The 13585-nt window shown below is 44.9% G+C and carries 12 protein-coding genes; 9 read left to right on the top strand and 3 right to left on the bottom strand.

The genetic code is table 11. The features are described 5' to 3' along the window. Positions 1-26: 26 nt before the first annotated feature. The 4 genes from dtd (at position 27) to BacF7301_RS05515 (ending at position 2796) form a co-directional block, all read left to right on the top strand. The gene (gene dtd / locus BacF7301_RS05530; RefSeq protein WP_167960974.1) at positions 27-479 is read left to right on the top strand and encodes a D-aminoacyl-tRNA deacylase; all 453 of its coding nucleotides are present in this window, start codon (positions 27-29) and stop codon (positions 477-479) included. Between the two features lie 3 nt (positions 480-482). Further along, on the top strand, positions 483-821 hold the full coding sequence (locus tag BacF7301_RS05525; RefSeq protein WP_167960972.1) for a nucleotide pyrophosphohydrolase: 339 nt from the start codon (positions 483-485) through the stop codon (positions 819-821). Then, on the top strand, positions 808-1710 hold the full coding sequence (gene deoC / locus BacF7301_RS05520) for a deoxyribose-phosphate aldolase (RefSeq protein ID WP_167960970.1): 903 nt from the start codon (positions 808-810) through the stop codon (positions 1708-1710). Before BacF7301_RS05525 ends, deoC begins: the two co-directional genes overlap by 14 nt. A gap of 405 nt (positions 1711-2115) precedes the next feature. After that, complete coding sequence (locus BacF7301_RS05515) at positions 2116-2796, top strand: DUF1266 domain-containing protein (RefSeq protein WP_167960968.1); 681 nt, start codon at positions 2116-2118, stop codon at positions 2794-2796. Here BacF7301_RS05515 and BacF7301_RS05510 read toward each other — a convergent pair whose 3' ends face one another. Next, positions 2797-3771 (bottom strand): polyprenyl synthetase family protein, encoded by a 975-nt coding sequence (locus BacF7301_RS05510; protein ID WP_167960966.1) that lies wholly within the window; start codon positions 3769-3771, stop codon positions 2797-2799. It lies immediately after the preceding gene. 87 nt (positions 3772-3858) lie between these two features. Between BacF7301_RS05510 and polA the strand changes: the two genes are divergently transcribed. Next, positions 3859-6708, top strand: coding sequence for a DNA polymerase I (polA, locus tag BacF7301_RS05505; RefSeq protein ID WP_167960964.1), 2850 nt, complete (start codon positions 3859-3861; stop codon positions 6706-6708). A 333-nt stretch (positions 6709-7041) separates the two neighbouring features. Next, a complete protein-coding gene (locus tag BacF7301_RS05500; RefSeq protein ID WP_167960962.1) occupies positions 7042-7437 on the top strand; it encodes a DUF3836 domain-containing protein in 396 nt (131 codons plus the stop codon). Positions 7438-7547: 110 nt separating this feature from the next. On the opposite strand, the gene BacF7301_RS05495 is transcribed toward BacF7301_RS05500, so the two are convergent. Together BacF7301_RS05495 and BacF7301_RS05490 are read right to left on the bottom strand one after the other, a co-directional pair. Continuing rightward, entirely contained in the window at positions 7548-8327 is a 780-nt protein-coding gene (locus tag BacF7301_RS05495) for a LytR/AlgR family response regulator transcription factor (RefSeq protein WP_167960960.1), read from the bottom strand. After that, the gene (locus BacF7301_RS05490) at positions 8324-10357 is read right to left on the bottom strand and encodes a tetratricopeptide repeat-containing sensor histidine kinase (RefSeq protein ID WP_167967114.1); all 2034 of its coding nucleotides are present in this window, start codon (positions 10355-10357) and stop codon (positions 8324-8326) included. Before BacF7301_RS05490 ends, BacF7301_RS05495 begins: the two co-directional genes overlap by 4 nt. A gap of 121 nt (positions 10358-10478) precedes the next feature. Here BacF7301_RS05490 and BacF7301_RS05485 point away from each other — a divergent pair, with 121 nt between their 5' ends. The 3 genes from BacF7301_RS05485 (at position 10479) to BacF7301_RS05475 (ending at position 13573) form a co-directional block, all read left to right on the top strand. Next, positions 10479-11384, top strand: coding sequence for a serine O-acetyltransferase (locus BacF7301_RS05485; RefSeq protein WP_167960958.1), 906 nt, complete (start codon positions 10479-10481; stop codon positions 11382-11384). Positions 11385-11400: 16 nt separating this feature from the next. Then, complete coding sequence (locus BacF7301_RS05480; RefSeq protein ID WP_167960956.1) at positions 11401-12867, top strand: THUMP domain-containing class I SAM-dependent RNA methyltransferase; 1467 nt, start codon at positions 11401-11403, stop codon at positions 12865-12867. A 145-nt stretch (positions 12868-13012) separates the two neighbouring features. Then, a complete protein-coding gene (locus tag BacF7301_RS05475) occupies positions 13013-13573 on the top strand; it encodes an ORF6N domain-containing protein (protein WP_167960954.1) in 561 nt (186 codons plus the stop codon). Positions 13574-13585: the final 12 nt, after the last annotated feature.

The raw sequence follows: 13585 nt of genomic DNA, 5'->3' as shown, positions 1-13585 counted from the left end.
ATAATCACGAAATAGAATAAATAGTAATGCGAACAGTTATACAACGGGTAAGTCATGCGTCAGTGACCATTGAAGGGAACTGCAAGTCTGCCATCGGAAAAGGGATGCTGATATTGGTCGGCATCGAGGAAGCGGACGGACAGGAAGACATCGACTGGCTCTGCAAAAAGATAGTAAATCTACGTATTTTCGACGATGAAAACGGGGTGATGAATAAGTCCATTTTAGAGGACGGGGGCGAAATTTTGGTCATCAGTCAGTTTACACTGCATGCTTCGACGAAGAAAGGAAACCGACCCTCATATATCAAGGCGGCAAAGCCGGAAGTCTCTATCCCACTCTACGAGCGATTTTGCAAGGATTTGAGCTATGCATTGGGAAAAGAAATTGGCACGGGCATCTTCGGAGCGGATATGAAGGTCGAACTTTTGAACGACGGTCCTGTTACTATATGCATGGATACTAAAAATAAGGAGTAAAAAATGACTTTAGAAGAAGCTCAAAAACAGGTAGACCAATGGGTCAAGACATACGGTGTCCGCTACTTCAGCGAACTGACAAATATGGCGGTTCTGACGGAAGAGGTAGGCGAACTGGCACGTGTAATGGCACGCAAATACGGCGACCAGTCCTTTAAAGAGGGAGAGAAAGACAATCTCGACGAGGAGATAGCAGACGTACTTTGGGTGCTTCTCTGCATCGCCAACCAGACGGGTGTAAACCTCACCACCGCCCTTCAGAAGAGCATGGACAAGAAAACGAAACGAGATAATCAAAGACATATCAATAACCCAAAACTGAAAGAGCATGGAAGAGAATAACTCACAGCCTAACAAGTATGATGCCGCATTGGCAAAGTATAATACACATCTGAACGATGCAGATATTCAGGCTCGCGTAGCTGAACTGATTGAGAAAAAAGTACCGGAAAATAATACGGAAGATATTAAGAAATTCCTGTTCAACTGCATCGACCTGACTACTTTGAACAGTACGGACAGCGATGAAAGCGTGATGCATTTCACGGAAAAGGTCAATAAGTTCGACGACGAATATCCCGACTTGAAGAACGTGGCTGCTATCTGTGTATATCCAAACTTTGCCGCTATCGTGAAGAATACGCTGGAAGTGGATGGCGTCAATATCGCTTGTGTGTCGGGCGGTTTTCCTTCCTCACAGACTTTTATCGAGGTGAAAGTGGCAGAGACTGCACTGGCTATTGCAGACGGTGCGGACGAGATAGATATTGTCATTTCTATCGGCAAATTCTTGAGTGGCGACTACGAAGACATGTGCGAGGAAATACAGGAATTGAAGGAAGTATGCAAGGAACATCACCTCAAAGTAATCCTCGAAACGGGCGCTTTGAAGAGTGCTTCCAACATCAAGAAAGCCTCTATCCTATCCATGTATTCGGGCGCAGATTTCATCAAGACATCTACAGGAAAGCAACAGCCTGCCGCTACCCCCGAAGCTGCTTACGTGATGTGCGAAGCCATCAGGGAGTATTATCAGAAGACAGGTATCAAAGTTGGCTTCAAACCGGCAGGTGGAATCAACACGGTGAACGATGCGATTATTTATTACACTATCGTCAAGGAATTGCTGGGCGAAGAGTGGCTGGACAACCAACTGTTCCGCTTGGGAACGAGTCGCCTGGCCAATCTCCTGCTCTCGGATATTAAAGGCGAAGAAGTCAAATTCTTCTAAGAAAGTCAAAGGCTACATTAGCAATTCAAATATGCCTCACCGCGCTGGCTTCCGTATAGACGGAAGCCGACGCGGTATTTTTTATTTAAGAAAAACTAAAGATAGTTATTAAGGAATCAGGAAAATTCCTTATCTTTGTAAGTGATTTAGCGAAGAAAATATAGCTAATTAGTTATATTAGAGAACGTTTCATTTATTACCAACTTCCTGGAATTCGGCAAAATTCAAAGTTATGAACGGTAATAAGCAAACGGGTCTCACGCACCTTCATGTATATACTTTTGTTATATAGCGAACGGAGCGTGGGACTGTTGCTTGTATTATCATAACGGCTAGCCGAAGCCTCAGGAGAATATATGTCAACAGTCCTCACGCTTTTTGCGATTTTTAATGGAAGTACCAAGGATGGAAACACATGTAAGAACGATACGATTCAATCCCAATCCTCTGAATCTCTTCCTCGGGAATGAGAGAAAGAAAGGGCTCCGTATAGGCTATATGGAAGCCGTACTGGATGGCTTCTATCTCAATTCTATAGACACCGGCGTACATCCGCAAAAGTTATCAAGGTTCCTATCGGAAGATTTTCACTGTACAGATACCGAGTCCGTCACCGGATTATTTCAGTTCCTTATCAACGAAGGTGACAGGGTTTCCTATCAAATCATGCTCCCCTATCTGCTCTCGACAAGCAACATCTGCGAGTTCGAGGAAATCATCCACAAACGTTTCTTCGGGGTTGAACGCTTCATTCAGCAGGGAAAGAATCTATACAATTTCGTGAAATATACAGAGGAAAGAAGAGACCCGATTATATGGATTAATGACTTGGAAAGAGGGGTTGTCGGATGGGATATGGGACTGCTGGTCGGGTTAGTTCGCGCGGCTTTGGGCAGTGGATACATTACCAAAGAAGAGGCTTGGGAGTATATCGGACAAGCGGGCGCATTGTGTGCAGCAGATCTTCGCACGCCGGAAGAGATAGACAAAAGTTACCTGCTCGGACGAGCTATGAAATCAGGAAGAATAGAAGATTGGGACAAGTCACTGACTTGTTATTCGCTGCTGGACAAGTACAGGAAGTAATTACTTTTCGCGGTCTACTACATACTCCAAATAGGCGCGGAGTGCTGCACAAATCTCAGAATCCGGCAGGGAAGCCAGCAGGTCAAAGGCTTTCTGCTTATAGAGGTTCATCGTACGGACTGCATATTCGATACCGCCGTTTTCTTTGATAAACTCGATTAAACGGGCTATTTCGTCAGGGGTAGCCGTACCTTCCTTCACCTTAAACGCAATCTCTTGCATGGCGCTGTCCTTCGTTTTGTTCAGCACATACAGGGCAGGCAGTGTCAGTTTCCCTTCGAGCATATCGTTGCCGGTCGGCTTGCCGATTTCTTTGCTATCGAAGTAATCGAAGATATCGTCCTTTATTTGAAAGCAGATACCTATATATTCGCCCAGCAAGCGGGCAAATTCGGCTTCATCCTCACCTACTCCCACCGAGAAAGCGGCAGCTTTTGTGCAGGCTGCAAAGAGAGCGGCGGTTTTCTTACGGATGACATCGAAATAAACTGATTCGGAGAAGCTATGATTGCTTACATTGGAGAGCTGGAGCAATTCGCCGTCGGCGAGGTCCTGCCCCAATGAAGATACTAACTGGATAATAGGGTGGCTGTGCGTCTGTTCGGCATGAACAAGGCTTGTAGCCAGCAAGTAGTCGCCTGTCAGTACAGCTACCTTATTATTAAAGATAGCATTCACCGAAAGTTGTCCGCGTCGTTCGGTACTTTCGTCCACCACATCATCGTGCACCAGGCTGGCTGTGTGAAGCAGCTCCAGGGAGACGGCGGCATGAAGCGTGGAAGGGCGGACAGCACCGTAAAGGCGCGCTACCAACAGGACGAGGATAGGACGCATCATCTTACCATTCCTCTGCCGTATATGAGATACGACGCTGTCGAGCAATGCATTCGAACTGGAAAGAGAACTATCAAAAAGATTTTTGAAATCCTCCAGTTCCGCTTCAATCGGAGTCCTGATGAGTGAGATACTGTCCATTAATACGTAATTTGTGCACAAAAGTAATAATAAAACGCTTAATACGGTATTTTTTTGTACTTTTACCATGAAAAATTAATTAAATCTATGGATTCAGATAATAAATTATTTCTTTTAGACGCTTATGCACTGATATATCGGGCGTATTACGCCTTTATCAAGAACCCAAGAATCAACTCCAAAGGATTCAATACTTCAGCAATCCTGGGCTTTGTCAACACGCTCGAAGAGGTGCTGAAAAAGGAGAATCCGACGCATATAGGAGTGGCTTTCGACCCTTCCGGGCCTACTTTCCGCCACGAAGCTTTTGAACAATATAAAGCGCAACGCGAAGAGACTCCCGAAGCAATCCGCCTGTCCGTACCTATTATAAAGGATATTATAAGGGCTTATCGTATTCCTATTCTCGAAGTGTCGGGCTACGAGGCCGACGACGTGATAGGAACTCTTGCCACCGAAGCCGGCAAGCAGGGGATTACGACGTACATGATGACGCCCGACAAGGATTACGGCCAGTTGGTGAGCGACAAGGTATTCATGTACCGTCCCAAGCATACGGGTGGTTTTGAGGTAATGGGTATCGAAGAGGTGAAAGCCAAGTTTGATATTCAGTCGCCCGCGCAGGTGATTGACATGCTGGGTTTGATGGGTGACTCTTCGGACAATATTCCCGGTTGCCCCGGTGTAGGCGAAAAGACTGCGCAGAAGTTGATTGCCGAGTTCGGAAGTATCGAGAATCTGCTGGAGCATACCGACCAACTGAAAGGGGCACTGAAAACGAAAGTGGAAACGAACCGGGAATTGATTACGTTCTCGAAGTTCCTGGCAACTATCAAAATCGACGTCCCCATCCAACTTGAAATGAATAAGCTTATCCGCGAAGACGCAGATGAAAATTCACTCCGCAGTATTTTTGAGGAATTGGAATTCCGGACACTCATTGACCGCGTGCTCAAAAAGGAGACTACCGGAAATGGAATGACGTCCCCAGCCGGAAGTAAGACGCCAACCGGAAAAGGCACTCCCGCTCCTCTCCCACTTTTTCCCGAAGAAGGGGGAGCCGTGCAAGGCGATTTATTTGCAAATTTCACGGGCAACGAGCCGGGCGAAGCAAAAAAATCAAATCTAGAGACGTTAGAATCGCTTGATTATAACTACCAACTCATTGATACAGAAGAGAAAAGGCAGGAAATTATTCAAAAGTTGCTTACATCGAAAATTCTCTCGTTAGACACGGAGACGACGGGAACGGAACCGATGGACGCAGAATTGGTCGGAATGAGTTTTTCTATTGCCGAAAATGAAGCATTTTATGTTCCTGTCCCTGCCGAGCAAGAAGAAGCGTTAAAAATCGTCAACGAGTTTCGTCCGGTCTTTGAAAATGAAAATTCGCTGAAGGTAGGACAGAATATCAAGTACGACATGATTGTTCTTAAAAATTATGGCGCGGATGTGAAAGGCCCGCTTTTCGATACAATGATTGCGCATTACGTTCTTCAGCCGGAACTTCGTCACGGGATGGATTATCTTGCGGAAATTTATCTGCACTATCAGACGATTCATATTGACGAACTAATCGGACCGAAAGGTAAGAATCAGAAGAATATGCGCGACCTTGACCCGAAGGACGTCTATCGTTATGCTTGCGAAGATGCGGATGTAACGTTGAAGTTGAAGAAGGTGCTGGAGGAGGAACTAAAGAAGAATGATGCCAAAGGGTTGTTCTACGATATAGAGATGCCACTTGTTCCGGTATTGGTCAATATAGAAAGGAACGGGGTATTGCTGGATACGGAAGCATTGAAACAATCGTCTGCCCATTTCACGGCGCAGATGGAAAACATCGAGAAGGAAATTTACGAGTTGGCAGGCGAGACTTTCAATATTGCTTCACCCAAGCAGGTCGGCGAAGTGCTGTTTGACAAATTAAAGATTGTAGAGAAAGCGAAAAAGACCAAGACGGGACAGTATGTCACTTCGGAAGAGGTGCTTGAAAGTCTTCGTCACAAGCATCCGGTAGTGGAAAAAATTTTGGAACACCGCGGGCTGAAAAAGTTGTTGGGAACGTATATCGACGCACTGCCTTTATTAATCAATCCACGCACAGGCCGGGTACACACGTCTTTCAACCAGACGGTCACCGCTACGGGACGTCTGAGTTCGAGCAATCCGAACTTGCAGAATATCCCTATCCGCGACGAGAACGGAAAGGAAATCCGCAAGGCATTTATTCCCGATGAAGGTTGTCTTTTCTTCTCGGCGGACTACTCGCAGATTGAATTGCGCATTATGGCGCATCTCAGTGAGGATAAGAACATGATTGATGCTTTCCTCAGCAATCACGATATTCATGCTGCTACGGCTGCGAAAATCTATAAGATTGATTTGAATGATGTAGGTTCGGATATGCGCCGTAAAGCCAAGACTGCCAATTTCGGTATTATATATGGTATATCCGTATTCGGTCTTGCCGAACGGATGAATGTAGACCGGAAAGAAGCCAAAGAATTGATTGACGGGTATTTCGAGACTTATCCGGGCGTGAAGGCGTATATGGACAAGAGTATTCAGGTGGCACAGGAAAAGGGATATGTAGAAACGATTTTCCACCGGAAGCGTTTCTTGCCGGACATTAATTCACGAAATGCCGTTGTACGCGGATATGCGGAACGAAATGCCATTAATGCGCCTATCCAGGGGAGTGCGGCGGATATTATCAAGGTAGCCATGGCCCGTATTTACCAGCGCTTCCAGGCGGAAGGGATACAGGCGAAGATGATTCTGCAAGTGCATGACGAATTGAACTTCAGCGTTCCCGTCAACGAGAAAGAACGCGTGGAGGAAATCGTTATCGAGGAAATGGAGAAGGCATATCGCATGCATGTGCCCTTGAAAGCTGATTGCGGATGGGGAAAGAATTGGCTTGAAGCACATTAATAAGAGGCGACACAGGTCATACTGACAGAGTACATATCAGAAAACCGGGGAGTAAAAGATGTAATAACATTATTTAACTCGATATCCATAAAGCTAGTAAAAGGAACACTTTCTCAACGAAGTGATTCATTCTATATCCGGCAGATTGACTGCCGGATATTTTTTTGTCACCAATATTGGCAAAAAGCAACTGTTACCCTCTACCCCCTCTTGACATTTTGACAATCTTTCAGCATTTAAATTGCATAAATACCAAATTAATATGTAAGTTTGCAGCGTAAAAATGATGCAGTTGTAGAAATATGAAAGTATAACTCAAAAACTTAAATAGCCATGAAAGCAAAAGTATCTTTAAAAATGTTCGTTTTATCAGCAGTTCTTCTTGTTGTGTCGCTTGCTACTTCTGCACGTAGCTACGATGGTCAATTGATTTATAATCCGGTAGAAGAAAATGGTGTAACAGTAGGACAAACCGTTTACAAAATGGACGGTAATACTCTCGCTAATTATATGAAGTACAATTATAAGTACGATGATAACAAACGTATGATTGAAAGTGAAGCCATGAAATGGAACAGCAGTAAGGATGAATGGCAAAAAGACTTACGCATCAATTACATTTATGAAGGCAAGACTGTCACTACCAATTATTATAAATGGAACGCTAAGAAACAAACCTACGTATTGGTTCCCGAAATGACCGTCACGATGGATAATACAAATATGTAACATAACTCTCTCTCATTCTAATATTCTAACAAATAGAGACGCCGATTCTGATGAAGAAGTGGCGTCTCCCCATTTATATATAAGTCCGATTATATAATAAGCTCGGCAGGTTATAATACGTACAAGCGTTCTTGCAGCTCTTTCAGGAAATTACGGGAGATAATCAGGTCGCTCCTGTCATGAAAGGGCGGATAAAGCTGACAGCACTTTCCGTCAATCATAGCCAGATAATTTACATTTACAATAGCAGACTGACTAATCTGTATGAAAGCTTGTGAATAACCGATAATATCTTCGGCTTTCGTATTCCGTTTCAGGTTCAGCCGGGACTGGTTGAACAGTACGACCTGCCATTGGCGCTTCTCTTTCAGGTATTCGAAGAAACCGATTTCTTCCAGTCGCAAGAATTTGAATCCGGTCACTGTGCTAATCATAAACATGCCATGTTGCGGCAGCAGAGCATTGACAGAAGACGCGAAGGAAGGCGGCGGAAGCAACGCAGAGGTTGACATGGCTTTCCGGTAACGGTCTATAATCACTTTTAAATCTTCGTGTTCGAAGGGCTTCAGCAAGAAGTCGAAAGCGGATTCACGCAGGGCTTGCAGCAGATATTTGTCATAAGAAGTATAGAATACCACTTTCATATCCCACAATACATCATCCCTTATTTCACTCAGCAGGTTAAGGCCGAGCATATCCGGAAGCTCTACGTCAAGAAATAGTAAATCTGGACGCAGTTCCATAACCATCTTCTTACCCTTTGTGCCATTGCTTGCAATTCCCTTTACTTCAAATTCACGATAGGGTGCCAACTCATGGCGCAAAGCATCAATCGCCGAACGCTCGTCGTCAATGATAACTACTTTATACTTTTCTTCTGTCTCCATCATAAATCATAAGAAAAACGAAACGGGATATATACCGAGACTTGCGTTCCGGTCTGTCCATCGTTTCTGTTGGTTATATCAAAACGTATTTTGTCACTTTTATTTTTTGTATTTAGTAACTGAATGGTTTGGTAAAGCACTTTCAGTCCTGTACCGGTGCCGCGTGTCGCGGAAGCCACCTGCGGAAGATACCCGCGACCGTTGTCGGTAACCGTAATGCGGATTCCGTTCTCCTGACGGGAGACGGATATGGCTAGTTCTTTAGCTCCGTCCTTTCCTGCCAGTCCGTGCTTGATGGCGTTTTCTACGGGAATCTGCACAATCATAGAGGGAATCATGATACGGGTGGCATCCAACCCGTCTTCTACCGTGACTGTCGGGGTGAAATCCTCTCCGACACGTCCTTTCTCCAGGTCGATGTAGGAGCGTACAAAGTCCAGTTCGTCCTGCAATGGTACACTCAGTTTCTCCGTCAGTTCGAGACTTCGTCGGAGATATTTCACCAGTCCCATCAAGTTTTGTTTCACATCTTCCGAACCATTGAACTGATTAATCTCGCGTCCCAGCACATTGAAAGTAAAATGAGGGGAAATACGGCTACGCAGATTCTCCATGCGGACACGGTTTATCTGTTGGAAAAAACGCTCGCGAAGGAATTCCCGTTTCTTGCGCATATACCAGATGATGACTACCGTACCGGCTATGAGCAGCAGGCAGACAAGTACCCAAATATAGACGCTTAGTTTCAGGACTCTCATTTCTCCGGCCTGCTGTTGGATTTGTATCTCTTTACGCAGCACAATCGTGTCCTGCTGATAGCGCATATCCAGTTCGGCAACACGCATCTGCACCCGTTCGCTACGGATGGAGTCGTCCAAATGACCATTGCGCTTCAGATATTCATAGGCACGGCGGTAATCACCGGTGCGTTCAAAATAATGCTGGAGATACTGGTTGCGTATGGTCAGCATATTGGCATCGAGATGCCCCACGGGAGCAGTGCGGGCAATCATTTTTTGTGCCTGCGCGATGTTTCCTTTCTTCAGGGCAAGTTCAATCATTTGGGTTTCGATGTAATGTACTGCCGAGTTATGCTGTATTTTAGAGAAGAAACGATAACTTTCATCCAGGCATATCTGTGCAGAGTCGAGGTTGTCGGTCAATACATAGAGTTCACCCAGGTTCACTTTGACAAAATTCTGTTCGAATACCATTTGCGAATGAGCGGATACCAGTTCATTGGCTCTGCGCATGTATTTCAGGGCTTCGCGGTAGTCTTTTTTGTAGTAATAGTGGTTGCCGCGGTTGTTGAGGTATGTCCATTTCTCGCCTACGTTCATTTCATCGAAGAATTGTCCTGCCAAGTCGTAGTAATGGTTCGACAGTTCAAAATCACGGAGTTCCATATAGGTTTGCCCCAGTCCGTAGTAGACGGGGAATTTCGCATGTTCGGACAAGTTCAACGAGTCGCAGAGGAACAGGGCACGGCGATAGTACGAAGCGGTATGCGCCAGGTCGCCGCGGTGCAGATAGGCATCGGCTGTGTTGATGCATATATCGGGAAGAATATGGAGCCGGTTCCCTTTCAGGCGGTATTGATAGGCTTGCTTGTAGCCGATGATGGCAGAATCGGGACGGTTCAATTGCATCCATACGTTTCCTGCCATGTTGTAGACATCGGACAGTACGTCATTCCATTGCGGACAGTCATTCGCTTTGCGGGCAAATTCTTTCACCTGACGGTGATAGTAAAGTATGGAATCGAAATCGGAAGAGACAAAGAATGTTTTCCCATATAGGGCGAGAAGGCGGTAGTAGACTTGGGAATCCTGCACTTGCACCAGTGCTTCACGTATCTGTGAACGGGAATAAAGTACGTTGGCAAACAGAGAATCCTGCACACGGGTTTCCAAAGAATCAACAAAAGTCAGTTCACATAAAGACTTGCTATGATGTTTATTAGTATATCCACAACTCAATAACATCAACAGCCCCAACAGCCCAAACAGTTTCATAGTAGCCCTTCGATTCATCTGCCCCTTATTCATGTCATGTTTTGAATGTGACAAAAATACATTATTTATCCTGAATCCCAACGAATTTTATTATTTTTTTAATACCTTTGTCCCCATATAAATATGAGCAACTGACCTAATGAGTCCACTGAACTTCACCCACATTTTGACACAGGCAGTCGATGAGCTATCGGAAAGCGAATCTTACAAAGGACTGTTTCATCAACACAAAGATGGCGAACCACTGCCCTCTGCTAAAATCTTGTATGAAATTATCGAGCTTTCACGCTCCATTCTCTTCCCCGGATATTACGGGAATTCTACTATCAACAGCCGGACAATTAATTATCACATCGGTGTAAATATTGAGAAACTGTTTGATTTGCTCTGCGAGCAAATCCTGGCGGGATTGTGTTTCGGAACCAATAGCGCAGGGAAATGCAGCGTCTGCTCCGACACGGAGCGGGAAGAAGCCGCACGCCTTGCCTCGAAGTTTATCAGTAAGTTGCCTGCCATGAGGAGAATACTGGCAACCGACGTGGAAGCCGCTTACAACGGTGACCCTGCTGCCGAAAGCTATGGTGAGGTAATCTTCTGCTATCCGGCTATCAAGGCTATCAGCAATTATCGCATCGCGCATGAATTGCTGGAACTGGGTGTTCCGCTGATTCCGCGTATCATCACGGAGATGGCGCACAGCGAGACGGGTATAGACATCCATCCGGCTGCGAAAATCGGCAGCCATTTCACTATCGACCACGGTACGGGCGTCGTTATCGGTGCAACAAGTATTATCGGCAATAATGTCAAACTGTATCAGGGTGTCACCCTGGGAGCCAAGAGTTTCCCGCTGGATGCGGACGGAAAGCCTATCAAGGGTATCCCCCGCCACCCGATTCTGGAAGACAATGTGATTGTTTATTCCAATGCCACTATCCTGGGCAGAATCACTATCGGATGCGATGCGACCGTGGGCGGCAATATTTGGGTGACAGAGAATGTGCCCGCAGGAGCGAGAATCGTACAAACTAAAGCAAAAAAATAAAATCAAATAACTATATATGAGCGAACAATTCGAGATGATAGCCAAGACCTTCCAGGGACTGGAAGAGATACTTGCAGAAGAACTGACAGCATTAGGAGCCAACGATATCCAAATAGGACGCCGGATGGTTTCATTCACCGGAGATAAACGTATGATGTATAAGGCCAATTTCTGCCTTCGTACCGCTATCCGCATCCTGAAACCAATCAAGAACTTCACAGCGAAGGATGCTGACGAGGTTTATAATCAGATACAGGCTATTCCATGGGAAGAATATCTCGATGTAAACAAGACTTTTGCTATCGACGCAGTGGTGTTCAGCGATGAATTCCGCCATTCGAAGTTTGTTTCGTATAAAGTGAAAGATGCGATTGTGGACTACTTCCGCGAGAAAACCGGAAAGCGTCCGTCTGTCCGCATCAATAATCCGGACGTATTGCTGAATATTCATATTGCGCAGACTACCTGTACGCTGTCTTTGGATTCTTCGGGTGAGTCGTTGCACCGCCGCGGTTATCGCCAGGAAGCAGTAGAAGCTCCGCTGAACGAGGTGTTGGCGGCAGGGATGATTCTGATGACGGGATGGCGCGGGGATTGTGACTTGATTGACCCTATGTGCGGTTCGGGTACTATTCCTGTCGAAGCTGCTCTGATTGCAAAGAATATTGCTCCGGGAGTGTTCCGCAAAGGATTCGCTTTCGAGAAATGGGTGGATTTCGATGCGGATATGTTTGATGATATTTACAATGACGACAGTCAGGAGCGTGAATTTGCTCATAAGATTTATGGATATGATAATAATCCGAAGGCTAATGAGATTGCTACACACAATATAAAAGCCGCGGGTGTATCGAAGGATATAGTGCTGAAACTGCAACCGTTCCAGCAGTTCGAACAACCGAAGGAGAAGTCAGTCATTATCACGAACCCGCCTTATGGAGAGCGTATTTCTACCAATGATTTGCTCGGGCTTTATCAAATGATTGGTGAGCGTCTGAAGCATGCGTTTGTCGGTAATGAAGCGTGGGTATTGTCTTATCGGGAAGAGTGTTTCGACCAAATCGGTTTGAAAGCCAGTCAGAAAGTGCCTTTGTTCAATGGCCCGTTGGAGTGTGAATTCCGCAAATATGAGATTTTTGACGGAAAGTACAAAGAATTCAAGAGCCAGGAAGGAGAAGAGGAAGACAAGAAAGACTCCGAAGGGGAACAAGCTCCAAGATTCAGAGAAAGAAAAGAGTTCAAGCCACGTCGCGAGGGTGAATTTAAACCACGACGCGAAGGGGACTTCAAGCCACGCAGAGAGGGTGAATCCAGACCTCGCAGAGAAGGAGATTTCAAACCACGTAGAGAAGGCGGTGATTTTAAAGGTGGCGACAGGGATAGAAAGCCACGGGGAGACTTCCGCGGGGGAAGAGATTCAAGAGCGCCGAGAGAGTTTAAGGGGAATCGGGAGCCGAGGATTCCGAAGAAGGAAGAGGAATAGTCATTCTATTTTGGTAATTTACTTACCTAATAAGTCGCTATTTAGTAACTAAGTAGAAACTTGAAGTTCCAAATTGGAATTTCAAGTTTACATCATAAATCAAATGACTAGTCCCAATTTGAGATCAGTTTAAGCAAAAGAAAAAATGGATGATATAACCATTATTGAAAACAAAATATATGAAATCAGGGGGCAGAAAGTGATGCTTGACTTCGATTTAGCAGAAATGTATGGAGTTGAAACCAAACGACTCAAAGAACAAGTGCGTCGTAATATTGAACGTTTTCCCGCTGAATTTATGTTTGAACTAACTAAAGAGGAAGCTATAATTTCAAGGTCGCAAATTGCGACCTTGAAAACAGGACAAGGATATAATATCAAATATCTTCCATTTGCATTTACTGAATATGGCATAGTTATGTTATCTAGTGTTCTCAAATCCAAGACTGCTATAGACGTGAACATCAATATAATCCGCGCCTTTGTGCGTATGCGCCAATATCTTCTATCCAATGTACCCAAAAAGGAGTTGGAAGAATTAAAGCAACGTATTGAATATCTTGAAGAAGACATAACTTCTGATAGAGAAAGTTATGAGAAACAATTTGATGATCTATTTAATGCTTTTGCAAAAATAAGTGCAATTATCCAATCGAGACAAACTCCTTTGGACAGAGTAAAAGTAGAAGGATTTAAAAACAAATAATAAAGAAAAGAG

This window comes from Bacteroides faecium (genome assembly GCF_012113595.1).
GTDB lineage: Bacteria > Bacteroidota > Bacteroidia > Bacteroidales > Bacteroidaceae > Bacteroides > Bacteroides faecium.
The sequence above is the reverse complement of the archived record's forward strand: the minus strand, read 5'-3'. Positions and strand labels throughout refer to the sequence as shown.

What these genes read in the sequence shown, in the direction of transcription:
- dtd (WP_167960974.1), top strand. Translation starts at nt 27, where the DNA reads ATGCGAACAGTTATACAACGGGTAAGTCATGCGTCAGTGACCATTGAA.
- BacF7301_RS05525 (WP_167960972.1), top strand. Translation starts at nt 483, where the DNA reads ATGACTTTAGAAGAAGCTCAAAAACAGGTAGACCAATGGGTCAAGACA.
- deoC (WP_167960970.1), top strand. Translation starts at nt 808, where the DNA reads ATGGAAGAGAATAACTCACAGCCTAACAAGTATGATGCCGCATTGGCA.
- BacF7301_RS05515 (WP_167960968.1), top strand. Translation starts at nt 2,116, where the DNA reads ATGGAAACACATGTAAGAACGATACGATTCAATCCCAATCCTCTGAAT.
- BacF7301_RS05510 (WP_167960966.1), bottom strand. Translation starts at nt 3,771, where the DNA reads ATGGACAGTATCTCACTCATCAGGACTCCGATTGAAGCGGAACTGGAG.
- polA (WP_167960964.1), top strand. Translation starts at nt 3,859, where the DNA reads ATGGATTCAGATAATAAATTATTTCTTTTAGACGCTTATGCACTGATA.
- BacF7301_RS05500 (WP_167960962.1), top strand. Translation starts at nt 7,042, where the DNA reads ATGAAAGCAAAAGTATCTTTAAAAATGTTCGTTTTATCAGCAGTTCTT.
- BacF7301_RS05495 (WP_167960960.1), bottom strand. Translation starts at nt 8,327, where the DNA reads ATGATGGAGACAGAAGAAAAGTATAAAGTAGTTATCATTGACGACGAG.
- BacF7301_RS05490 (WP_167967114.1), bottom strand. Translation starts at nt 10,357, where the DNA reads ATGAATCGAAGGGCTACTATGAAACTGTTTGGGCTGTTGGGGCTGTTG.
- BacF7301_RS05485 (WP_167960958.1), top strand. Translation starts at nt 10,479, where the DNA reads ATGAGTCCACTGAACTTCACCCACATTTTGACACAGGCAGTCGATGAG.
- BacF7301_RS05480 (WP_167960956.1), top strand. Translation starts at nt 11,401, where the DNA reads ATGAGCGAACAATTCGAGATGATAGCCAAGACCTTCCAGGGACTGGAA.
- BacF7301_RS05475 (WP_167960954.1), top strand. Translation starts at nt 13,013, where the DNA reads ATGGATGATATAACCATTATTGAAAACAAAATATATGAAATCAGGGGG.